This window comes from Pseudomonas sp. HT11 (assembly GCF_044875395.1).
Taxonomy (GTDB): Bacteria; Pseudomonadota; Gammaproteobacteria; order Pseudomonadales; family Pseudomonadaceae; genus Aquipseudomonas.
This window is the reverse complement of record NZ_CP173217.1, coordinates 3,016,108-3,039,088: the sequence shown is the minus strand read 5'-3', so window position 1 is coordinate 3,039,088 and position 22,981 is coordinate 3,016,108. Positions and strand designations below refer to the sequence as shown.

Genomic DNA, 22,981 nt, shown 5'->3' with positions numbered 1-22,981 from the left:
AGGTGACAGACTTTATGACGCGTATTTCCACCCCCCACGCTGCGCACGTGCAGCCAACGCAGGTTCCTGACAGCAACGTTGCACCGCCCAGGCTCACCGCTGAGCCCGGCGCGCCCATTCAGCCAGCCATTGAAGGCACCCGGGCCCACGGTGATCGCGAGCTGGCGGCTCAGTACGGCGCCGCACTGCGCGGCATAACCGGCGTAGCCGCCCGCGATGCTGATCAGAAAATCTGGCCCATTCCCCCGCATTCGACCTTCGGCCAGTGGTGGGCGCAGCTGGCCAACGCCTTGCGATCACCGGATGTGGCCCAGTGGGTCCATGACCAGGGCATAGACAGCCACTCGATCAGCCTGAACCCGACGTCCGGGCAGATTTGCTTCACGCTCAAGCGCCACCTGGATCCCGCGCAGACGCTGCACACGCTGGGGCTGGACGACAGACACTGGGGCGCCATCAGCGGCCCGGTTCTGCAGGCGGCACGTATCATTGCAGCCGGCCAGGCGGATGCAACCTTCACCCTGCCGGGCGTTACAAACGAGCACATCGCGCCCTTGGCACTGGTGGGCAATTTTTATCAAGAACCGCCCCACCTTTCGGGCACAGCCCTAAAGCAGCGTGCCGACGCACTCAGCCGCGAGCGCCGCTTCGCCGGGCTCGACCCCGTGGCCTTCCCGGGCTTGATCGAATCGCGCAGCGAAAGTGCCCTGCAAAACCAGAAATCCGTAGTCGACGATACGCATGCACAGCACCAGGCCGCAGCGTCGTTGCGGTACTTGTCAGCGCAGTTGAAAGACGGCACGCGATCAAATGCCGACATCGCCGATGAGTTACAGGCAAACACCCTTCAACTGGGCACCGACAGCACCTACCGCAGCGATCACACGCAGGCGTGGGCCGAGGTCAGCCTCAAGCAGTTCCTGGAAGATAACGGCTGGGATCTGCCGACCTGCCGCGAGGACATGGACAACCTTGCCCACGCAATCACCACACCACCGCCCATTACTCCGACGCACGGGAACCTTGGCGGTGCGCTGAGCTGGCCGCACCCCCTGGATCAGCGCAACCAGCGACTGTTGAGCACCGTCTTGTACGCAGGCGGCTTGGGCGACATTGATGTGCGCCCGTTTAACAATGTTCTGGAGTACCTGCTCGACAACAGGCCCCTCACGCCCTCAACGCTGAGCCAGCCGCGACGCTTACTCGACGAGTTGCTCAATACGCCCAGAGGCAAGGCACTGGGCGAGGCCATCCAGGCCAGCTTCGAGGCACGGTCGATCAAGGGCAGTGCCACCGATTGGCTGCTGGCGGCATTGAACGTGGAGCGTGTCAGCGTGACCGATCCGTTTGGCACTGCGCGGCCAGACACGCCACTGAGCATTGAAGGTTACACGCTGTTCTGCGCCGAAAACGCCGGCAAGTCCGCGTCTACCATCATCAGGGAGTTGGAAGAACACCTGGTGACCACTGGCCGAGCGTCCTCCCCGGCCACAGCCTCAGTGCTGACTCACCTTTTGCTTGCCAGCCGGGCGCCGGCGCTTTTGGTCAAGGACATCCCCGATCAGGTGGCCGTGGGCACCCACAGCTGGGTCAGCTTTGCCACGGCGGTCGCGCGCATCGAGGCAAAAGCGCCAGGGGCAACAGCGGCGATGAGCTATGCGCGCGTCATGCTGGAGGCCAGCATTGCCCCCGTGACCGATGACGAGCGCCGCATTGAATATGCCGCCCAGCATGGAGCGATCAAGGACTGGGCCGTTGGCAATGGCATGCACTACCCGACCACCGATGCAGCCATGGCCGAAGTGCGTCAGCGATTCAGTGCCCAGGTCAGTGAGTTGAGAGAGGCCGCCGAGACGCAGATCGGCGAGATGCCGACAACTGAGGCCTTGGCGCTGGCGCAACTGAAACTCGCCTTGCCGGCAATGGCCCCGAACCTGTTTGAAGAAAAATGCATCACCTCGCAGCCCGCCAGCCGGCACTTTCCGGGGCCTTACTCGCTGTTGGATCTGTTTATCGACGGCAGAGCCCTGCTCGGCGCTCCCGACTCGTCCGACGATTGGGGCCGGGCCGGTCGCACTGTGGTCAGCACGGTGACGTTGGGCAACGTCTCTTTGCCCACCGATGGCGCGCCGGGGGCTTGGGTAGCGTCATCGAATGCGATCAACATCAACGCCGCTCTGGCAACGCTTAAAGACCTGCCGCGTCCGCAGGATGCGTTTGATCAAGCGTTTGCGTCCTACGCCAACCGCGTAAAAAAGACCTCCGCTGCGCAGCTCAAGCACTTGATAGCCAGGCTGCCGCTGCAAGACCGACAAAACCTGGAATTCGGCAAAATAAGCGTGCGCAAGGAAATTGAATACAGCCGAGACGATCGCCGCGTTGCAGAAGGAGTGCTACTGGTCGAGACCCAGCGCAAGGGCAAGACCATGACCTATGAAGTCGACCGCCTCAAGGGCACGGTGACCCGGCGGCCGGGCCAGACCTACAAAGAGTACCCACCGGCCGGCGGTTGGTATCCGTCACCCGGCAAACGCTACGATGCCGTAAAGCCTGCGGGTGAATACTCATCGGCGCTGCTGGATGAGCGCCAAGGTGCGCAAACCGTGCCTGATAGCTTCGCCAGTGACCGAACCCGGTACATCGCCGATGCGCTGATCGAAGACATCAACCTGCCTGCGGTGCACCGCAGCGCCAAAGGCGTGACGACCTTCGACACTGAAGTGCCGACCTATAAGGTGGTTGAGGAAGTAGCGCTGAATCTGATCCCGTTCAGGTCAGCCATCAAGCATTTCATCGACGGCAACGTGAAGGACGGTATCGTCGATCTGGCCTTCGATATCTTTGGTTTCGCGGTGGGCCTGGGGGCTGCGGCCAAGGGCGCGAAAGGCGCACTGGCCGGCGCTTCGGCCATTTCCAAACTCGGCCAGACGTTCAAGATCGTCGGGCGTGCGGCGGTCGGCTCGCTCAACCCCCTGAGCGGAGTGGATGACCTGGCTCGCGGCGTCGCCAATGGCGTACGCAGCTGGACCGGCGCCGCCTATAAGGGCCTCAAGCACCTGCGCGGGTCTTACCGCAGTGTCAATCTGCTTGAGTTGGCGAAAAAGCCCGATGTCGCGCAAGGCACCTTCAGGGCCTCTCACCGTGCGCAGAGCACCCCGGCGCTGGCCACATTCGATGAGGCGACCCAAAACTGGTACGCCTTTGATCCGCGCACGAAGCAGGCGTACGGCAAAGCGCTGGACAACTTTGTCGTCGACAGCTCCAACTCAAACGACGCCAGCAGCCTGCACGCCCTCGGCGGCGATGACCTGGTGAAGATCGCCGAACGGCAACAGGGCCTGGCGGCAAACGGCACGTTCAAGGTCGGGCAACAGACCGTCGAAGGTCATGCCGTGCTGTTCCAGGGTCACTGGCATCAATACGACGCGGTGAAAAAATACCCCTTTGACCCCCCGCTCAAAGACTTCACGCCCAAGCGCCTGGCAGCCAGTGGCGAGACCCGCACACTGGATGCCAACCTGCGCGGTTATGAAGCCAGACACATAGCCCCCGACGCGCTATCGACCAAGGGCTTGCAGGGCAATGTGTACGTAGGCCGCAGTAAAAAAGAATATGTAAGGGTCGACGGAACACTCTATGAGTCACGGTTGAAGGACGGCCAGCGAGTCATCCGGCACCCCAATGGCACGGGGCCAGAGATCGCTATCAGGGACCTCGGCGCGTCCGGCTGGGAACCCACCTCCAGGTCTGCCCGGCTGCTGGGTGGCACCCATGACACACCCACGCCCTGGAAGTTTGGCGACAGCACTTACGTGGTCCCGATGGATGACATTCAAGTCGTCGAACATGCAGCCACGCCGTTCAGGCTCAATCACAAAGGCGCCGAACACAGCGTCATCTTCGACAGCTCGGCCGGTGCGTGGAAACTGACCCCGCTCGCCACCGGTATCGATGACACGCCCGCGAGGTATTTCTGGCGAAGTGCCAAGGGCAAGTGGCAACGGGGAACGCTTGAGGAGTTCAGCAAAGCTAAAAAAGCCGACGCGCATCAGTACACCTTTATTGATGTCTCCCCGCCGTCGGTGCTGAAGGTACCAAACGAGGTGAAACCGCTGCCCAAGGCGCTGCACTATTTTTGGGCCGGCCAGGCAATACCGTCGCACCTAGCCGACAACATTGCCAGGAACGCCACTCAAGCGCCCGGCTACACCTCCATCCTTCACGTCGATGCCGACAGCCCGGCGGTGTTTCAACGCATAAAAACCACGCTGCAGAGCAAGGCTCCCGACGTGAAGGTGGTGAACCTGCATGAGGACGAAGTCTTCAAGCAGCTCAGGCGCGGCGAAATGTACGACTACTTTCGGCAGGGGCAAGGCAAAAACCTGGCGGCCGCCTCGGACGTTGCGCGTTATCCCATCATGAACAAGCACGGCGGCGTGTATCTGGACACCGATGACGTCATTCAAAAAAACATCGGCACCGACGCATTGCTCGCCGGCGCTGACGATGTTCTGCTCGGCGCGCCGGTCGTGCATAGCCTGACCGACTACACGCCGTTCTATAACACCAGTAACTTCGCGACACGCCCTGGCAACCCGGTCATCGAAGCGATGATCACGCAGATGAACCAACGCTTTAAGGCCAACAAGGCGTACTTCGCGGCCAACCGCCCCACTGCCACGAAAACCGCCGATGGCCGGGTGCACTACACGCCCGAATTCACCGCGTATGAACGCAAGATATTCGAGACCGCTGGCCCGAATCTATTCAATGACATCCTCAAGTCGAAACGGCCCGACCTGTACGACCTGGGTTTGGATGGATTAGCCAAAGAGTCCAAGCTGGTCGACGGCAGCCTCGTCTCGTCCGGGCCTATCGTCGACATTGAAAACGACGTGCTTCGCGTCTACGCCAGCAAAGGGCTTGCGCCACCGGATCACCTGCGTGAGCAGATACAAAAAATCAAACACCACCACTACCCGCTGCGCTACCGGTTCCACATCAGCATCGGCGCCGATCACTCGTGGATCAACACCTGATCCAACAACTTTGAACCAGTACCGGGTCGTGGTCCTCCAACGGCTACAAACCACGGCCACGGTGCACGTTCGATGACTTTTATTCTTTGGTTGGCCGTACTCGGCGCGGTATTGCTGACCCTCGCCCTCACCTCCTCCTACCTGCGCTGGATGCCGGTGACAACCTCGGCAGTCTGCCTGTTGCTGGGCATCGCCATCGGCCCGCTGGGCATGGACCTGCTGCAGATGGATATCAAGGCCTCCGCACGCTGGATGGAGCACTTAACCGAAGTGGCGGTGCTGTTTTCGCTGTTCGTCAGCGGCTTGAAGCTGCGCCTGCCCTTGCGGCATCGCACCTGGCGCATTGCGTTTGGCATGGCTGGCCCGGTGATGTTGCTGACTATCCTGGGCAGCGGCCTCGCGCTGCATTACCTGTTCGACCTTTCCTGGGGCGTTTCGCTGTTGGTCGGTGCCATTCTCGCGCCGACCGACCCGGTACTGGCCGGCCTGGTTCAGGTCAACAATGCGCAGGACTATGACGCGCTGCGTTTTGGTCTGTCGGGCGAGGCCGGCCTGAACGATGGCACCGCGTTTCCGTTTGTGATCTTTGCGCTGTTATTCATGCAGCACGGCGGCTTTGACGGTGACTGGCTGGGCGGTTGGGCGCTGAAAAACCTGCTGTGGGCCGTACCGGCCGGGTTGTTGATCGGCTACTGGATGGGCCGGGGCATCGGCCGCGTGACCTTGTGGATGCGCATCACCAACGAAGACAGCACCTTGTCACCCAACGATTACCTGACGCTGGCGTTGATCGCCCTGGCCTACGTGGCAGCCGAGGCCGTGGGCGGCTACGGCTTTTTGTCGGTGTTCGCCGCCGGGCTCGGCTTGCGCCAGGCAGAGTTCAGGTCCACGGGCAATTCGCAGACGCCCTCCGAGCACTTGGCATTGCCGGTGGTGGGCCATCTGGAAGTCGAACCTGCGCGCGCGCTCCAAGGTGATGTCAGTGAACTGCAAGACACGCAGATCGCCGCCGGTGTGATGATGGGCGACATGTTGTCGTTCGGCAGCCTGGTGGAGCGCTCGATGGAGGTTTTCCTGGTGACGTTGCTGGGGATCATTCTGGTCAGTCATTGGGACTGGCGCGCATTGCCGGTGGCGGCGCTGTTGTTTTGCGTGATCCGGCCGGCGAGTGTGCTGGCAGTGCCTTGGGGCAGCCTGATCGACTATCGGCAGCGCGGTTTGATGGGCTGGTTCGGTATCCGCGGGATCGGCAGCATCTACTACCTGTTTTATGCGCTCAACCACGGGTTGATCGGCACCAGCAGTGCGGTGGCGGTGAACCTTACGGTGTCGGTGATCGCCTTGAGCATCGTCGTTCATGGCCTGAGTACCCAGCCGATGCTGGTCTGGTATGAACGACGTGCCAAGGTGAAAGCTCAAAAAATTGCAGCTCAGTCCTGATTTTCGGTATGACCGACATCGGCCGCGTCATCCAGGTCGTTCAGCGGTACTTCCGCATCATCCATCAATGAACCCGGATCTTCGTTGCCCGGGTCATTGAGTTCTTCGTCGTCTGGATCTGACATGACCGTCTCCTCTAACCGCCTTGGGTATCGATATCGGCATCCGTCTCAGGCTTGGCTTCGGGCTCAGGCTTGAAGTCGGGGCTGTAGTCGTTTTCCTTGGCTTTTGGGTCGCTGGCAGGTTTTGGGTCTTTAGGCGCGTCGGCGGCAGTGCCGGGGGCCGGCTCTCCACCATCGATGGCCGGGTCGTTGCGGTTGCTGACTTGCGGATCATTGCTTGTGTTCATGGGGTCACCTCTTCGCAGTTTCGGAAAACACATCCTGCGTAAAGGTAAGGTCCCGCGCAGGACGATGAAGTTCCGACGATTTAACCAGCGTGCTCAAGACACAGGGTTGTCGATCTGGATGTAGAACGCGTAGACGCCCAGCAATAGCCAGAACACCATGAACAGCCACGGCGCGCGCATGGAGAACAGCAGCGACTTGCGATAGCCCTTGTGCGACGACTCGGTTTCACAAAACAGCGGCGAATCGTCATAGGCCAAGCCCATCACCGGCTCGCTGCGCAGCAATTCACTTTGTTTGTAGTGCCAGTGGTCGATGATTTCGTACGCGGCGCGGATCCCCGGCCAGGCATTCAGGGAACTGAGCACCCCCAGGGAGGCCAGGAACACCGGCACGATCAGGGTGAAAAACTTGCCCCATTCCGGGTTCAGGTTGCCCATGCCGGAGACAAAGGCGATGACCAGGAACGACTGCGCCGTCAGGTAGGCGTCGGTGCGGTTGGCCAGGATGGAGGTTTCGTACTGGATTTCGCGGCGATAGAAGTCAAGGCGGTCCTTGGGCGAACCAAAAATCTTGGCGTTGTGTTCACTGTGATCGTCCAGCGCTGCTTCGGGAGTGTTCGGGGAGATGATTCTGGGCACGACGGTGCTCCACAAGGTTGCGAGTCTCGTTAGAAGAATCGGGGAGCAGTGAAGTTCAAGTTTGTTCATGCACCATTGTGGAACACGCCCTGCACCCTTGTAGTGAGCGGGCTTGTACCGGGTTGGAGTGTGCGGGGCTCCTGCGTTTTCCTGGGGGCCGCTGCGCAGCCCAACGCGGGGCAAGCCCGCTCGCCACAATGCGCTCCGCTGTCACCATCAGCCGGCTCCCGCAGGATTAAATCAACACAAGCCTCAGTTCCGGCACACGCATTGCTTTATCCATTCATCTGCCCGGATTCAGGAGCATTCGTTACCCCCCGACCCAGAGCCGACCCCATAAGAAAGTAAGGACCAGGCCTGTTGGCACGATCAGCCACGGGCTCATAAAAAAATGCGTTTTTTAAAGCGGCAGTGCCACCCAAGCATCCCTGGGCACTGACAAGGTACTGGAATGGCTCGATCTTTCTTTGATGAAATGAATGACGCACAGGGCGTGTGCCGTGCGCATTATCAGGATTTCTCCCGCTGGCTGGCCAACACGCCGCCGGAACTGCTGGCGCAAAGGCGCCGCGAAGCCGATTTGCTGTTCCACCGCGCCGGCATCACCTTTACCCTCTACGGCGACGAGCAGGACACCGAGCGCCTGATCCCCTTCGATATCATTCCGCGCAGCATCCCCGCCACTGAATGGAGCGTGATCGAACGCGGCTGTATCCAGCGGGTCAATGCGCTGAACATGTTCCTGGCCGACATCTATCACGACCAACGCATCATCAAGGCCGGGATCATTCCCGCCGAGCAGGTGCTGGGTAACGAGGGTTATCAGAAGGCGATGGTCGGGCTGGACCTGCACCGCGACATCTATTCGCATATTTCCGGGGTTGACCTGGTGCGCGACGGCGACGGCACCTATTACGTGCTCGAAGACAACCTGCGCACCCCCAGCGGCGTGAGCTACATGCTCGAAGACCGCAAGATGATGATGCGCCTGTTCCCGGAAGTGTTCGCCAAGCAGCGCATCGCGCCGGTGGACCACTACCCCAACCTGCTGCTCAAGACCCTGAAAAGCTCCAGCCGCCTCGACAACCCCAACGTGGTGGTATTGACGCCTGGGCGCTTCAACAGCGCCTTTTTCGAACACGCCTTCCTCGCCCGAGAAATGGGCGTGGAACTGGTCGAAGGCGCCGACCTGTTCGTGCACGACCTCAAAGTGTTCATGCGCACCACCGACGGGCCCAAGCCGGTGGATGTGATTTACCGGCGTATCGACGACGCCTTCCTCGACCCCAAGGCCTTCAACCCCGATTCGATGCTCGGCGTGCCGGGGCTGGTCGCCGCCTATTGCGCAGGCAATGTGGTGCTGGCCAATGCGATTGGCACCGGCGTGGCCGATGACAAGTCGGTTTACCCGTACGTGCCGGAGATGATCCGCTTTTATCTGGATGAAGAGCCGATCCTGCAAAACGTGCCGACCTTCCAGTGCCGCAAGCCGGATGAACTGTCCCACGTGCTCGCCCACTTGCCGGAACTGGTGGTCAAGGAAACCCAGGGCTCGGGCGGCTACGGCATGCTGGTCGGCCCGGCCTCCACCGCCGCCGAAATCGAGGATTTTCGCCAACGCATCAAGGCACGTCCCCACGCCTACATCGCCCAACCGACCCTGAGCCTGTCCACCTGCCCCACCTTCGTCGAAAACGGCATTGCGCCGCGGCATATCGACCTGCGCCCGTTCGTGCTCTCGGGCAAGGAAACCCGCCTGGTGCCCGGCGGCCTGACCCGCGTGGCATTGAAGGAAGGCTCGTTGATCGTCAACTCGTCGCAAGGCGGCGGAACCAAGGACACCTGGGTGGTGGAGGGCTGAGTATGTTGAGTAGAACCGCCGCAGATCTGTACTGGATGTCGCGTTACCTGGAGCGTGCCGAGAACCTGGCGCGCATGCTCGAAGTCAGTTACTCGCTGTCGCTGATGCCCCAGGCCGGGCGCAGCGATGGGCTGGACGAACTGGCGATGGCGTTGCTCAGCAGCGGCACCCTGGAAAGTTACCTGGAGCGTCACAAACAACTGGACGCGACGCTCATGCTGCACTTCTTCGCCCTCGACGAAGAAAACCCCGCGAGCATCTACAACTGCCTGCGTGCCGCGCGGGGCAACGCCCACGCGGTACGCGGGCGCATTACCGCCGACATGTGGGAAAACCTCAACGCCACTTGGCTGGAAATGCGCAGCATCGCCGCCGGTGGCCTGGCACGGCACGGCATCAGCCACTTCTGTGACTGGGTCAAGCAGCGTTCGCACCTGTTCCGCGGCGCGACGTCCGGCACCATCATGCGCAATGACGCGTACCGATTTATTCGCCTGGGCACCTTCGTCGAGCGCGCGGACAACACCTTGCGCTTGCTGGACGCGCGCTATGAAATGTTTGGCGAGGAGTCGGAAGAAGTCAGCGACTTGTCGGCGCGCGGCTACTACCAGTGGAGCGCCCTGCTGCGGGCGTTGTCGTCGTTTGAGGCCTACACCGAGCTGTACCCGAATGCGTTGAATGCGCGCTCGGTGTCGGAGTTGCTGCTGCTGCGCAGTGATGTGCCGCGTTCGCTGCATGCGTGTATCGAGGAGTTGAGCCATATCCTCGCGGACTTGCCCGGCAGTTATGGGCGCACCGCGCAGCGCCTGGCGGCCGAGTTCGAGGCGCGCCTGCGCTATACCGGGATCGACGAGATTCTGGAGGACGGCTTGCACAGCCGCCTGACAGACTTTATCGACACGGTGCGCGAGCTGGCACGGGCGATTCATAGCTCGTACCTGGAAGTGGTGTGAGTTGCAGTCACTTAACTGTCAGTTCGGGTGATTGACCCTGCTCAGGTGCCGCTCTTATGTTGGGCAGGTGAAAGGCCTTCCCATCCCAAGAACAGGTACCGCGCATGTCCGAACTGACACTGACCCCCGCCGCCGCTCAGACGTTGCAACGCTGGCACGCGATGCTGGCCGGGCGCGATCTGCAATCGCTGCCCGAGCTGCTGGCGCCTGATGCCGTCTTCCGCTCCCCGATGGCCCACACGCCCTACCCTGGCGCGCCCGTGGTGTCGATGATTCTCAACACTGTGATCACGGTGTTTGAAGACTTCAAATACCACCGTGAACTGGCCACGGCCGACGGGCTCAGTGTGGTGCTGGAGTTCAGCGCGCGGGTGGGCGACAAGCAACTCAAGGGGATTGACCTGATTCGTTTTAATGAGTTGGGGCAAATCGTTGAGTTTGAAGTGATGGTGCGGCCGCTGAGCGGCTTGCAGGCGTTGGGTGAGGAGATGGGGCGGCGGTTGGCGCCTTATCTGGCAAAAACCAAAGGTTAAAACTGTGGGAGCGGGCTTGCCCGCGATAGCGGTGGTTCAGTTGCATCGGTGGTGACTGAGCGGACGCCATCGCGGGCAAGCCCGCTCCCACATTGGGTTTTGTGTTGGTTGCTGGTTATTGGTTTTTTACCAGTACGGGTTCTGCGCGGTATTGGTCCGGGAACAGCTTTTTCAGCTGCGCTACTTTCGGCAGGTCATTGATCACGATGTAGGGGTAGGACGGGTTCTCGGTGAGGAAGTCCTGGTGATAGGACTCGGCCGGGTAAAACGCCTTGCCCATCTCCACTTTGGTCACGATCGGCTTGTCGAAGGCCTTGGCGGCGTCGAGCTGTGCGATGTAGGCCAGGGCGACTTTTTGCTGCTCGGCATTCTGCGCGAAAATCTCCGAGCGGTACTGGGTGCCACTGTCCGGGCCCTGGCGGTTGAGCTCGGTGGGGTTGTGGGCCACCGAGAAGTAGATCTGCAGCAGCTTGCCGTAGCTGACCTTGCTCGGATCGTAGGTCACCGACACCGACTCGGCGTGGCCGGTGTCGCCCTCGCTGACCGACTCGTACTGAGCGGTGTTGGCGGCGCCGCCGTCATAGCCGGACACCGCGTTTTTCACGCCCTGTACATGCTGGAACACGCCTTGCACGCCCCAGAAACAGCCACCGGCGAACACGGCGGTTTGCAGGTTGCCGGACTCGGCCGGCAGGTCGAGCGTGGGCGGCGCGATCATCACCGCGTCATCGGCGGCGCCGAAAGAAAAGGCCGAGCTTTGGCCGACGAAGGTGGCGAAGGCCAGTGCGGGTAAAATTTTGAGAAGCCTCATAAAACTCACTCCAGAGCGCGGTCGGGTGTGGGAGCTGGCTTGCCTGCTCCCACATTGATTGGGTTTTCACTTGAAGATTGATGGGTCAGCCGAAGGTGAAGGCATATGCCGCCACGTGCGGGTCGAGAAATTCGATGCTGAAGGTGCGGTCCTGAACGGCGCCGGGCTGGCGTACTAGCTGATAAAGGCGTTGCTCGGTCACCGTGCCGCTGCCATCGAGCGCCACATCCGTGCCGTGGGCATCGCCCGGCGCTTGGCCGTCAATCGTCACCTTGAAACGCACCGGCTTGCCATCGGCACCCGGGCCCAGCACCAGGTGCAGGTCACGGGCATGGAAGCGGTAGACGATGCGCCCGCCAGCCTGGTCGAGGGTGGCTTGCTGGCCGCCGACATTCCATGGGCCTTCCAGGGTCCAGTTGTTCAGCGCCAGGGTGCCGGCTGCCGGGTAATTCACCACTGTGTCGGTGCCCAAGGTGCCGGTGGTCACGAAGTTTTCCGCCCGCTGGAAGCCCAGGTAGGTTTCCGGCGATTGCACCTCGTTCATGTCCGGCGCTTGCTGCACGCCCTTGGCGTCGGCTTCGATCAAGCCACCGGCGACATTGGTCGCGCCGGCCTCACGCAGCAATTGCTGAATGACGCGTTCGGACTCGGCGTAATCGCCTTCGCCAAAGTGGTGATAGCGAATCTGGCCCTTGGCATCGGCAAAGTAGTGCGCCGGCCAGTACTGGTTGTTGAAGGCGCGCCAGATTTTATAGTTGTTGTCGATCGCCACCGGGTAGGTGATGCCCAGATCCGTCATGGCCTTGGTGACGTTGCTCACGTCGCGTTCAAAGGCGAATTCCGGGGCGTGCACGCCAATCACCACCAGGCCCTGGTCGTGGTATTTCGCGGCCCAGGCTTTGACGTAGGGCAAGCTGCGCAGGCAGTTGATGCAGGAGTAAGTCCAGAAATCCACCAGCACCACTTTGCCTTTGAGCGCTTCGGCGCTCAGTGGCGGGCTGTTGAGCCATTGCACCGCGCCGTCCAGCGCCGGCAACGCGCCTTCGATGGGCAGCGAATCGCTGTGGTTGGCCGCCGCCATCATGGCTCCGCCAGCCATCATCGCGCCGCTCTTCTGTTCGGGCTTGGCGCTGAGCGTGTCCACCAGGCGTTGTTCCAGGCCGCCGGTGGAGGCTGTCGACAAGCGCGACAGCACGCCGGTGTCCAGGCCCAGCGCGATGGCGGCCACCCCGGCCAACATCAGCGCGCCCAGACCGCGGCGCAACCATTCGCCGGCGCCGAGCGACTTTTTCATCAAGCCAAAGACTTTACCGCCGACCAGCAGCGCCAGCGCCAGTGACGTCGCAGCACCGGCGGCGTAGGCCAGCAACAGCAAGGTAGTCCCGATGCTGGCGCCCTGCAGCGCCGCGCCGGTCAGTACCAACCCGAGAATGGGCCCGGCGCAGGGTGCCCAGAGCAAACCGGTGGCCACGCCGATCAGGAACGAGGCGCCCGGACGCGGTTTGGTGTCGGCCCCAGCGGCTTCGGACAGGCGACTGCCGGCGGCTACCAGTGGCCGCGTCAGGCGATCCGACAGTTGCGGCAGCAACAACGTGAGTCCGAACAGGGCAACGCACAGCAACGCGAGCCAGCGCCCGTATTGATTGACTTGCACCACCCAGCCGCCGCCCACTGCCGCCAGCGAGGCCACCAGGGCGAACGTCACCGCCATCCCCGCTAACAGCGGCAAGCCACTGCGCATAAACGGCTGCCCGGTGCGAGCGAAGACAAAAGGCAGAACAGGCAGGATGCACGGACTGACAATGGTCAGCACGCCGCCCAGATACGCGAGAACCAGAAGCCACATGGGTTCGTCCCTTATAAGTATTGATAAGCATCGGCTTAAGCCGCCGTGAACGTCATGGCCGCGCCATTCATGCAATAGCGCAGGCCGGTGGGTGCGGGGCCATCGTCGAATACGTGCCCTTGGTGACCACCGCAGCGGCGGCAGTGAATTTCCTTGCGCACCACGCCGAAGGAGGTGTCGACGTGGCTGGCGACCGCGTTGTCCAGTGGCTGCCAGAAGCTTGGCCAGCCGGTGTGGCTGTCGAACTTGGTGGCCGAGGAGAACAGCGGCAGCGCGCAGCCGGCGCAGGCGAAAGTGCCCGTGCGGTGCTCGTCATTGAGCGGGCTGGTGTAAGGCCGTTCGGTGCCCTCCTCGCGCAGAATGTCGAATTGCTTGGCGCTGAGCAGGCTGCGCCACTGAGCCTCGGTGTGGTTGACCTCGAAGGTTTCGGCGGCTTCGGCGTCGGTGACCAGGTTGAGCTGTTTGAGCAGGCCGCCGGCCAGGACGGCGACACCCAAGCCGCCGGTGGCGAGGAGTATTTGTCGGCGTGAATACATGGGATTTTCCTCATTGATGGCTGGCGCTGGTCGTGTGGCTGCAGGGTTGGTGTGGCGAGCGGGCTTGCGCCGCGTTGGAGTGCGTAGCGCTCCCGGTTTTTTTGGGGCCGCTGCGCAGGCCGACGCGGGGCAAGCCCGCTCGCCACGGGGGTCTGGCTCGCCATAAAAGGCTGTCTTGTCGTAACCGGCGCCTTTGCATTGAGGTGATCCTGGGCCATGGGCGGTCGCGAAATCCTCACGCAGAGTTAAACAATTCGTGATAACTACACTGTTGCAAAACCCGCACAATGCGCGGACTACAAGTGAAGGTTTCTGAAGGTTTCCAGCATGGATCAGCCCAAACGTGTCCTGGTGGTCGAGGACGACGCCCATATCGCCGACTTGATCTGCCTGCACCTGCGCGACGAGCAGTTTGAGGTGGTGCACAGCGCCGATGGCAATGAAGGTTTGCGCCTGCTCGAACAGGGCGGCTGGGATGCGTTGATCCTTGACTTGATGCTGCCCGGCGTCGACGGCCTGGAAATCTGCCGGCGTGCCCGCGCCATGACGCGCTACACCCCGATCATCATCACCAGCGCGCGCTCCAGCGAGTTGCACCGCATCCTTGGGCTGGAGCTGGGCGCCGACGATTACCTGGCCAAGCCGTTTTCGATGCCCGAGCTGGTCGCACGGGTCAAGGCGCTGCTGCGCCGCGTGGATGCAATGGCGCGCAACTTGAAGATGGACGCCGGCAGCCTCGACCTCGGCCAGCTGTTCATCAACCCGCTGACCCGCGATGCGACCCTGCAAGGCCAGCGCCTGGACCTGACGCCGCGCGAGTTCGACCTGCTGTATTTCTTCGCCCGCCAGCCGGGCAAGGTGTTTTCGCGCATGGACCTGCTCAACGCGGTGTGGGGCTACAGCCACGAAGGCTATGAACACACCGTGAACACGCACATCAACCGCCTGCGCGCCAAAGTCGAAACCGACCCGGCCAACCCGGTGCTAATCCTCACGGTGTGGGGCCGGGGCTACAAGTTTGCCGAGAGCGCATCATGAAACTGACCCTGACCCAGCGCCTGTCGGTGGTGTTCGCCGTGCTGCTGGTGATTTGCAGCGGCACCTCGGCATGGCTGCAGGTGCGCTCCAACCGCATGCATGAACTGGAAGTGGTGCAAGGCCTGTCGCGCGACCTGGCGGCGCATATTGCCCGCGACACTCAACTGATGGACGCCGACGGCCTCAAGCCCGAGGCGGTGCGCAACCTGTTCAGCCAGTTGATGCTGGTCAACCCGAGTGTCGAGGTGTACTTGCTCGATAATGACGGGCGTGTGGTCGGGAATGCCGCGCCCAGCGGGCATTTGCTGCGCGACAAGGTCGACCTCGCACCGGTGCGCCGATTCCTCAGCGGCACGATGCTGCCGATCCTCGGCGATGACCCGCGCAGCGTCGATGGGCACAAGGTATTCAGCGCGGCGCCGCTCAAGGCCAGCGGCCAGCAAACCGGCTTTCTGTACGTGGTGCTGTTGGGCGAGGCCCATGATGTGTACGACGCCAAAGACGCGACCGGCATGGCGCTGAAGATTGCCTTGTGGTCCATCGGCCTGGTCGCCCTGCTCTGCCTGTTGGCCGGCTTGATCGCCTTTGCCTGGATCACCCGACCGCTGCGCCAACTCACCGACAAGGTGGGCCGGTTCGACATCAACGGCGCCCCTAAACCTGCGCAAATCAACACCCCCGAACTCGACAGCGGCGATGAAATCGCAGTACTCGACCATGCCTTCGTGCAAATGGAAAACCGCCTGGGCGAACAATGGCGCGCCATCACCCATCAGGACCAGGAACGCCGGGAAATGGTCGCGAACATCTCCCATGACCTGCGCACGCCGTTGGCGTCGCTGCACGGCTATCTGGAAACCCTGTCCCTCAAGGACGCCAGCCTCAGCCCCGACGAGCGCCGCCGCTACCTGGGCATCGCCCTCGACCAAAGCCGCAAGGTGGGCGGGTTGGCCCAGTCACTGCTGGAGCTGGTGCGCCTGGAACATGGTTTTGTGCAGCCGGTGATCGAAGGCTTTTCCCTGCCGGACCTGGTGCAAGACATCTTCCAGAAATTCGCACTCACCGCCGAAGCCCGCTCCATTACCCTCACCGCCACGCTGCCGCCACAGGTGCCAACGGTGCTGGCCGACCTGGGCCTGATCGAACGTGTGCTGACCAACCTGCTCGACAACGCCTTGCGGCACACCCCGGTAAACGGTGAAGTCGAAGTGATCCTGGCACCCGAGGCTACTTGTGTGGCGGTGACCGTCAGCGACAGCGGCCCGGGCATCGACGCGCAGCTGCGCGAAGGCTTGTTCCTGCGCGCGTTCACCATCGGCGGCGCACGCCGCGATGGCGGCCTGGGCCTGCGCATCGTGCACCGTATCCTGCAATTGCACGGGCGCAGCATCCAACTGGTGGAGCGCCCAGGCCATGGGGCGACCTTCAGGTTCTCCCTAGAAACGCGAGCATCAACGCGTTGACCCGCCCGGCCTGTTCGTTCTGGATCCAGTGACCGCAGTTGGCCAACACCTGCTGGTGCAGGTTGGGCACTGCGTCGGGCATGCGCTTGAGGGTGTGGGCTTCAAACACGCCGACCGGATCACGGTCGCCAATCAGGAATAATGTGGGTTGCAGCACGGGCTGGCCGGCGAGGAACTCGGTGCGCTGCCAGTTGCGCTCAAAGTTGCGATACCAGTTCAGCGGGCCACGAAAACCGCGCTTGCTGAAGGTTTGCACGTAAACGTCCAAGTCCGCTTGGGTACACCACGTCGGCAATGCGCCGGGGGCCGAGACGCCGTCGAACAGGGTGGCGTTGGCTGGCTTTTTCTGCAGGAACACGTCCTGATCCTGCATGAACAGCCGCAACGTGCGCTCGATGTCGGCATCCAGTTCCCGCTCGGCTACGCCCGGTGCCTGGAAATACAGGATGTAGTTGAAGCGCTCGGCGTACAGCTCGCGCATGATCTCGATCACCGGGCGCCGCGCACGTCCGGCAAACGGTACGGACATCGTGATCAAGCGGGCGACCCGCGCAGGCTCCAGTAACGCCAGATGCCAGGCCACCACGGCGCCCCAGTCGTGGCCGACCATCACCACCTGTTGATGGCCGAAATGGTCCATGGCCTGCTGAATATCGGCGCACAAGGTCAGTAACTCGTAATCGGCGACCTCGGCAGGCGAACTCGATTCGCCGTAGCCGCGCATGTCGGGCGCGAACACCCGATACCCGGCGCCGGCCAGCGCGCGAATCTGCTCGCGCCAGGAGTGCCAGCACTCCGGAAACCCGTGCAGCAGCCAGATCGGCTGGCCGTGCTCGGGCCCGGCGATGTGGACGCTCAACTCAATACCGTTAACCTGAACCTTGTCATGCTGGATATCGCTCATCACTGGCTTCCTTGTGATCGATGGTGTGAAGGTTATGAAGGGAGCGCTCGCGGTATTCGCGTGGGGTGCACTTCATCTGACGCTTGAATGCGCTGCTGAAGGCGCTGTCCGACTGGTAGCCCAACGCCTGGCCGATGCTGGACACGCTGCTGCCGGAGGTGTTCAAGGCCTTTATCGCCAAGTGCATGCGCCAGCGGGTCAGGTACTCCTGAGGGGCCATTCCGACCTGCTGCTTGAAGCGCAAGGCAAACGTCGAACGGGACTGATTGGCAATGCCGGCCATGTCGCTCAAGGTCCAACGCCGCGCCGGTGCGGCGTGCACTTGCGCAAGTACCGGTGCCAGCCGAGGATCGGTCAATGCCGCCAACCAGCCTTGAGTGCTGGCACCCAGGGAAGATTGATAGAGCCGCAGGATTTGCACCAGCATCATTTGCGCCAAATGCTCGGTCATCAATGCCGCGCCGAGTCTTGGCCCGGCATATTCCTGGGCCAGCCGCTCCAGGCACCAGCGCAACACGCCGGCCTGTTCGGACCTGGCGCTGATACGCACCACCGGCGGCAACCCATCGAGCAACAAACGCGCATCATCGCCGTAGGTGAACAGCCCGCCAATCAGAAACAAATCCTGCGCGTCGCCCACGCTGGCGATGCCGCCCACCGCCTCGCGGTAAACGTCGCGCGCGTCAACGCCCTCCCGTGCAAGGTTGCTGGACAATCTCCACGGACGGTTGTGTGTCAGTAAAAAACAATCGCCCTCGCTCAAAGCGATGGGCACCGGCTCGCCCTCCACTTCCAGCCAACAGTTGCCCGCCACCACGGCATTGAACTTGATGCCCTGCGGCGCCGGAAAATTCACCGCCCACGTGCCGCCGGCCCTTAAGCCCGCGAACAACGTGCGGTGGCTTTTCAAGCGGGCCAATACCTCGGAGAGAGTATCCATAATAAAAATCTCCGGACGATCGCGATAGAAACACAGACTTTAGGGCATTCCGCGTCCGACCGCCGAAGAAGAACATAGCCCTACCCCAAATGGAGAATTGCTATGACGCGCAAACAAGCCCCCCTCAACAGTGGTTTTGGTGCCAGTACCACCGCGCTGCAAGCGTTGGCCGCTAAAGACTTGCGCGGTATGACCGCCATCGTCACCGGCGGTTACTCCGGAATTGGTTTGGAAACCACTCGCGCACTTGCAAGTGCCGGAGCACGGGTGATCGTCACTGCGCGTGACGCGCAAAAGGCGCAGCGCAATCTGCACGGCATACAAGGCGTTGAATCGGTGCACCCCGACGAAATCCTTACTGACCTGGTTCGGCATCTGGACAAAAAGGACTTAGCGTTCGTCGGCGCGCTGGATGAACACGGCACTGTGCGCGCGGCCAGCCATTACAAAAGCCTCGCACAAGGCGCCGCCACGCTGGTGCGGTGTGGCGTCAGCCCGCAACTTGAAGGAATGGGCGGCCTGTATTGCGAGGACTGTGAAGTCGCCACACCCACCGAAGATCACACCCCGCGCAGCGGCATTCACGCCTGGGCATCGATCCGCAGCAAGCCGAAAAACGCTGGGCGCTGAGTGAACAACTGAGCGGCATCACGCTTGAGTGACGGGCGCCCACCAGCGCGGCAATAATTGGCGAACGCGCGCTTCGCCAAAGCGGTCGTCAATCAACGTCACCACGCCCTCATCCTGCTGGCTGCGAATCACGCGCCCCGCCGCCTGCACCACTTTCTGAATGCCGGGGTACAGGTAGGTGTAGTCGTAACCGGAGCCGAAAATCGACGCCATGCGCGCTTTCATCTGTTCGTTGATCGGGTTCAGTTGCGGCAAACCCAAGGTGGCGATGAAGGCGCCAATCAAGCGTGCGCCGGGCAAATCAATGCCTTCGCCAAACGCACCGCCCAGCACGGCAAAGCCGATGCCCTGGCTGTGCTGGGTAAACTGGTTGAGAAAACCCTGCCGTTCGGCCTCGGCCATGCCGCGTGACTGCAACCACAACGCCACCTGCGGGTGGCGCTCGGCCATTAACTGCGCCACCTGTTGCAGGTAATCGAAGCTTGAGAAAAACGCCAGGTAGTTGCCGGGCCGTTGCGCGAATTGCCCGGCGATGAGCTCCACGATCGGTGCCAGCGAGGCTTGGCGGTGCACAAACCGTGTGGAGATCGCATCGACGATACGCACCTGCAATTGCTCGGCCTTGAACGGCGATTCCACATCGATCCACGCAGTATCCGCCGGCAGGCCGAGCAGGTCGGCGTAATAGTGGCGTGGGCTCAGGGTCGCGGAAAACAGCACGCTGCTGCGCGCGGCGGTCAGCCTGGGCCGAATGAATTCGGCCGGCACCACATTGCGCAGGCACAGGGTTGAAGCACTGCGCTTGCCGCTGAACTGGCGCTTGCTGATATCAAAGATGAAGTGTTCGTTGAACAGTTCGGCGACTTTGGCAAATTGCAGCGCTTCGAAATAAAACGCCTGCAGCTCGCCGCTGAGGGCTTCGGGGTGATCGTTGAAGTAGTCGCCCATGGCGCTGGCGCAGAGGCTCAGCGCCTGCAGCAGTTTTTCGGGTTTGGTGGCATAGGCCTGGTATGGCGCGAGCTGGTCCTTATGCAGGGCGTTCCATTCGCGGTTCAGGCGTTGCAAGGGTTTCTTCAGCGGCTCGGGTGCACTTTCGCGCAGGGTCTTGAGGCTGTATTGGTCGAGGCTGGCGCTGTACATCGAACGCGCACGCTCCACCAGGTTGTGGGCTTCGTCCACCAGCACGGCGGCGCGCCATTGGTTCAACTGGGCCAGGCCGAACAGCATGGCGCCAAAGTCGAAATAGTAGTTGTAGTCAGCCACCACCAGGTCGGTCCAGCGCGCCATTTCCTGGCTCAGGTAATACGGGCAAACATCATGAGCCAGCGCCACGTCGCGCAGGTTGCGCTGGTCCAGCAGGCGCACCTTGGACGCGGCCGTGCGCGCGGCCGGCAGACGATCGTAAAAGCCTTTGGCCAAGGGGCAGGAATCGCCATGGCAGGCTTTGTCCAGGTGTTCGCAGGCCTTGTCCCGCGCCACCAGTTCGAGCACGCGCAGCGGCAAATCGGGGCTGCTGTCGTAGAGGACTTGGGCGGCGTCCAGGGCCAGCTTGCGGCCCGGCGTCTTGGCGGTGAGGAAGAACACCTTGTCCAGCTGCTGCGGCGCCAGGGCCTTGAGCAGCGGAAAGATCGTGCCGACGGTTTTGCCGATGCCAGTGGGCGCCTGCGCCATCAGGCAACGGCCGGTACTGACGGCTTTGTAGACCGATTCTGCCAGGGCGCGCTGGCCGGGGCGAAAGTCAGCATGGGGGAACGCCAGGCGTTGGGCCGCGCCGTTGCGCGCGTCGCGGTGCTGCATTTCCTGTTGGGCCCAGCCCAGAAACAACGCGCACTGCTGGTTGAAGAACAGTTCGAGGTCGGCCGCTGCAAAGCGCTGGTTGAACAGGGTCTCGCCCTCGCCGACGATGTCGAAGTACACCAGTGTCAGGTCGATTTCACCAAGGCCAAGCTTCTGGCACATCAACCAGCCGTACACCTTGACCTGCGCCCAATGCAATTGGCGGTGGTTGGCGGGCTGGGCGTCGAGGTCGCCGCGATAGGTTTTCACTTCTTCCAGGCGATTGCTGTCCGGGTCGTAGCCGTCCGCCCTGCCCCGTACTTTGAGCTGTTGGTATTCGCCTTCCAGCGCGACTTCGTTCTGGTAGTGCGCGCTGCGCCGCGACGCCACGGTGCGGTGGCCGACGATACCTTCCTGGGCGCTGGGCGACGGCGTGAAGCGCAGGTCGAGGTCGCCGACCTTGGCCGTGAATTCACACAGCGCGCGCACCGCGACGCTGTAGCTCAAGCCGACTGCGCCCAGCGCACATAACAGACAGTGACCGGCATCTGATACTCGCCACAGAACTCCAGCCAGCGCAGTTGGTTATCCTGCAGCCGGTCGCCGGGGCCCTTGACCTCGATCATGCGGTAAGTCTTCTGGGCGGGCCAGAACTGGATCAGGTCCGGCATGCCGGCACGGTTGGCGCGGATGTCCAGCAGCAAGCGTTCAAACCAGTAGCGCAGGTGTTCGGCGGGCAAGCAGTCCAGTGCTTGCTGCAGCAAGTCTTCACTGAGCAGGTTCCAGAACACAAAGGGCGACTGGATGCCCCATTTGTCGACGTAACGCTGGCGGATGGTGGCCTTGTAACGCTCATCGCCAAGCTGCTCGAAACACGCCGCGAACAACGGCGCGCGGCGCTGATGGAAGTCTTCACTGTGCAAGTCCACCGGCCCGCGCTGGAACGGGTGGAAAAACGAGCCGGGCAACGGTGCAAAAATCGCCTCCCAGCACAACAGACCGAACAGGGAGTTGATCAGCCCATTCTCGACGTAATGCACCGGTGCATCGGGCTCGCTGAGGTGCGCCTGCACGCAGTACTCCACCGACATCAGCGGCTGCGGCACCTCCAGCGCCAGGTCCAGACGCGTGACGGGCCGCGGCTTGGCCTTGGGCAGCGCCGGCTCCCCCAGCTTGCGGCGCAGGCGTGGCAGCACGCGCAGCAGGTGTTGCTGTTCGGCGGCGCTTTCCGGAGCCTGTTGCGCGGCGCACGCCAGGGCCATGGCTTGCGGGTAATCCTCCTGGCGCTCCAGCACGCGAATCAGGCGTGACCGGGCGCCGGGATAGGCGCATTGGCGGTAAATGCGTTGCGCCAGGTCGAGTTCGGCACTGCGTTCGCAGTACTGGCCGATCTGGAACAACAGCTTGGCGCGACGCTTTTCCAGCCACGGGTTGTCGGTGCACAGCGTAGCGATTTGCGCGAGTACGCCGTCCAGTGCCTCCCCCGCTTCAAAGGCCTGCTGGCATTGATGCAGAAATAGAAAACCGACGACGTCGTCACGGGTGCGCAGGCCGCGGGACTCGGCGCAGAACTCGACTTTTTCGTAGGTGTAGATGCCAAGGTCGGCCAGCACGAACTCTGACCAGTCCTGGTGCAGATTGCCAAAGAACATCAGACGCAAGCGGTCGCACAGGTCCATCACGGTGAGGCTGTACAGTGCATCGCTCAGGTCCGGGCACCACTGGGCAAAGCTGCGCTGCTGCGTAAAATGCTGCGTCAGTGGCGCCAGCCAGTCGGTTTTCTTGGCTTTGGGTTGATCAATCCAGGGTTTGAAGGCAGCGAGGACTTCACTCTTTTGCAGCACGGCGAACAGCTCTTCAACGCACAGTGCGCCTTGATCATCGACCCAACCCTGCTCAATCAACGCCAGGGCGGCCGAGCGTGTGCAACCAATCTCGAGGTAATTGAGCTTGCTTGCGCGAAAATGCACGCCCTTGCGCATGACCATGCGCACCAACAGCGCCTGTGACGCTTGCGGCAACCTGTCAAATTGCTGAATGAAATGCTGTTCGTCCGCATCAAGCAAATCCGCATAGCGCTGCACCAGCCACTGCAGGACTTGGCGGAAGTTATGCAAGTAATACAAGGGATTTTCGAGGGGGTTGGCCATGTCGAGCGCTGATCAAATACTGGTTATGCATACAGAGTGCCGTCGCGAACCCGTTGTTGCAATCGGTAATAGA

18 protein-coding genes are annotated in these 22,981 nt (G+C 62.0%); 8 read left to right on the top strand and 10 right to left on the bottom strand.

Annotated elements, in window-relative coordinates; translation table 11 throughout:
• Positions 1–14 precede the first annotated feature (14 nt).
• Both ABWL43_RS13935 and ABWL43_RS13930 read left to right on the top strand, forming a co-directional pair.
• Positions 15–5,039, top strand: coding sequence for a glycosyltransferase (locus ABWL43_RS13935; protein ID WP_404488214.1), 5,025 nt, complete (start codon positions 15–17; stop codon positions 5,037–5,039).
• Positions 5,040–5,111: 72 nt separating this feature from the next.
• Positions 5,112–6,479: a sodium:proton antiporter gene (locus ABWL43_RS13930; RefSeq protein WP_145160601.1), complete on the top strand. Its 1,368-nt coding sequence runs from the start codon at positions 5,112–5,114 to the stop codon at positions 6,477–6,479.
• On the opposite strand, the gene ABWL43_RS13925 is transcribed toward ABWL43_RS13930, so the two are convergent.
• The 3 genes from ABWL43_RS13925 to ABWL43_RS13915 all read right to left on the bottom strand — a co-directional run bounded on the left by ABWL43_RS13925 (position 6,470) and on the right by ABWL43_RS13915 (position 7,467).
• Positions 6,470–6,604, bottom strand: a complete 135-nt coding sequence (locus tag ABWL43_RS13925) for a hypothetical protein (protein WP_256676416.1) — start codon at positions 6,602–6,604, stop codon at positions 6,470–6,472. The genes ABWL43_RS13930 and ABWL43_RS13925 overlap by 10 nt on opposite strands.
• 11 nt (positions 6,605–6,615) lie before the next feature.
• Complete coding sequence (locus tag ABWL43_RS13920) at positions 6,616–6,828, bottom strand: hypothetical protein (protein ID WP_145160599.1); 213 nt, start codon at positions 6,826–6,828, stop codon at positions 6,616–6,618.
• A 93-nt stretch (positions 6,829–6,921) separates the two neighbouring features.
• Positions 6,922–7,467: a hypothetical protein gene (locus tag ABWL43_RS13915; RefSeq protein WP_145160597.1), complete on the bottom strand. Its 546-nt coding sequence runs from the start codon at positions 7,465–7,467 to the stop codon at positions 6,922–6,924.
• A 451-nt stretch (positions 7,468–7,918) separates the two neighbouring features.
• Here ABWL43_RS13915 and ABWL43_RS13910 point away from each other — a divergent pair, with 451 nt between their 5' ends.
• The 3 genes from ABWL43_RS13910 (at position 7,919) to ABWL43_RS13900 (ending at position 10,814) form a co-directional block, all read left to right on the top strand.
• A complete protein-coding gene (locus tag ABWL43_RS13910; RefSeq protein WP_242196845.1) occupies positions 7,919–9,328 on the top strand; it encodes a circularly permuted type 2 ATP-grasp protein in 1,410 nt (469 codons plus the stop codon).
• A 2-nt stretch (positions 9,329–9,330) separates the two neighbouring features.
• Positions 9,331–10,281: an alpha-E domain-containing protein gene (locus ABWL43_RS13905; protein ID WP_145160593.1), complete on the top strand. Its 951-nt coding sequence runs from the start codon at positions 9,331–9,333 to the stop codon at positions 10,279–10,281.
• Positions 10,282–10,385: 104 nt separating this feature from the next.
• Positions 10,386–10,814 (top strand): nuclear transport factor 2 family protein, encoded by a 429-nt coding sequence (locus tag ABWL43_RS13900; RefSeq protein ID WP_119740554.1) that lies wholly within the window; start codon positions 10,386–10,388, stop codon positions 10,812–10,814.
• Between the two features lie 115 nt (positions 10,815–10,929).
• On the opposite strand, the gene msrA is transcribed toward ABWL43_RS13900, so the two are convergent.
• The 3 genes from msrA to msrB all read right to left on the bottom strand — a co-directional run bounded on the left by msrA (position 10,930) and on the right by msrB (position 14,007).
• Positions 10,930–11,625 (bottom strand): peptide-methionine (S)-S-oxide reductase MsrA, encoded by a 696-nt coding sequence (gene msrA, locus ABWL43_RS13895; RefSeq protein WP_404488210.1) that lies wholly within the window; start codon positions 11,623–11,625, stop codon positions 10,930–10,932.
• A gap of 85 nt (positions 11,626–11,710) precedes the next feature.
• Positions 11,711–13,471: a cytochrome c biogenesis protein DipZ gene (locus tag ABWL43_RS13890; RefSeq protein ID WP_404488208.1), complete on the bottom strand. Its 1,761-nt coding sequence runs from the start codon at positions 13,469–13,471 to the stop codon at positions 11,711–11,713.
• A 35-nt stretch (positions 13,472–13,506) separates the two neighbouring features.
• Positions 13,507–14,007: a peptide-methionine (R)-S-oxide reductase MsrB gene (gene msrB, locus ABWL43_RS13885; protein ID WP_404488206.1), complete on the bottom strand. Its 501-nt coding sequence runs from the start codon at positions 14,005–14,007 to the stop codon at positions 13,507–13,509.
• Between the two features lie 327 nt (positions 14,008–14,334).
• On the opposite strand from msrB, the gene ABWL43_RS13880 reads away from it, so the two are divergent.
• Positions 14,335–15,045 carry a response regulator transcription factor gene (locus ABWL43_RS13880; RefSeq protein ID WP_369302211.1) on the top strand — a complete coding sequence of 237 codons (711 nt, stop codon included), beginning with the start codon at positions 14,335–14,337 and terminating at the stop codon, positions 15,043–15,045.
• The gene (locus ABWL43_RS13875) at positions 15,042–16,508 is read left to right on the top strand and encodes a sensor histidine kinase (RefSeq protein ID WP_404488204.1); all 1,467 of its coding nucleotides are present in this window, start codon (positions 15,042–15,044) and stop codon (positions 16,506–16,508) included. Before ABWL43_RS13880 ends, ABWL43_RS13875 begins: the two co-directional genes overlap by 4 nt.
• Here ABWL43_RS13875 and ABWL43_RS13870 read toward each other — a convergent pair.
• Both ABWL43_RS13870 and ABWL43_RS13865 read right to left on the bottom strand, forming a co-directional pair.
• On the bottom strand, positions 16,471–17,412 hold the full coding sequence (locus tag ABWL43_RS13870) for an alpha/beta fold hydrolase (RefSeq protein ID WP_404488202.1): 942 nt from the start codon (positions 17,410–17,412) through the stop codon (positions 16,471–16,473). The two genes, ABWL43_RS13875 and ABWL43_RS13870, sit on opposite strands and share 38 nt — an antisense overlap.
• The gene (locus ABWL43_RS13865) at positions 17,393–18,352 is read right to left on the bottom strand and encodes a cupin domain-containing protein (protein WP_404488200.1); all 960 of its coding nucleotides are present in this window, start codon (positions 18,350–18,352) and stop codon (positions 17,393–17,395) included. Before ABWL43_RS13865 ends, ABWL43_RS13870 begins: the two co-directional genes overlap by 20 nt.
• A gap of 102 nt (positions 18,353–18,454) precedes the next feature.
• Between ABWL43_RS13865 and ABWL43_RS13860 the strand changes: the two genes are divergently transcribed.
• Positions 18,455–18,982, top strand: coding sequence for an SDR family NAD(P)-dependent oxidoreductase (locus ABWL43_RS13860; protein ID WP_404488199.1), 528 nt, complete (start codon positions 18,455–18,457; stop codon positions 18,980–18,982).
• An 18-nt stretch (positions 18,983–19,000) separates the two neighbouring features.
• On the opposite strand, the gene ABWL43_RS13855 is transcribed toward ABWL43_RS13860, so the two are convergent.
• Both ABWL43_RS13855 and ABWL43_RS13850 read right to left on the bottom strand, forming a co-directional pair.
• Entirely contained in the window at positions 19,001–21,265 is a 2,265-nt protein-coding gene (locus tag ABWL43_RS13855) for an ATP-dependent DNA helicase (RefSeq protein ID WP_404488197.1), read from the bottom strand.
• Positions 21,262–22,908 (bottom strand): VRR-NUC domain-containing protein, encoded by a 1,647-nt coding sequence (locus tag ABWL43_RS13850; protein ID WP_404488195.1) that lies wholly within the window; start codon positions 22,906–22,908, stop codon positions 21,262–21,264. The genes ABWL43_RS13855 and ABWL43_RS13850 overlap by 4 nt, the downstream gene beginning before the upstream one ends.
• Positions 22,909–22,981 lie beyond the last annotated feature (73 nt).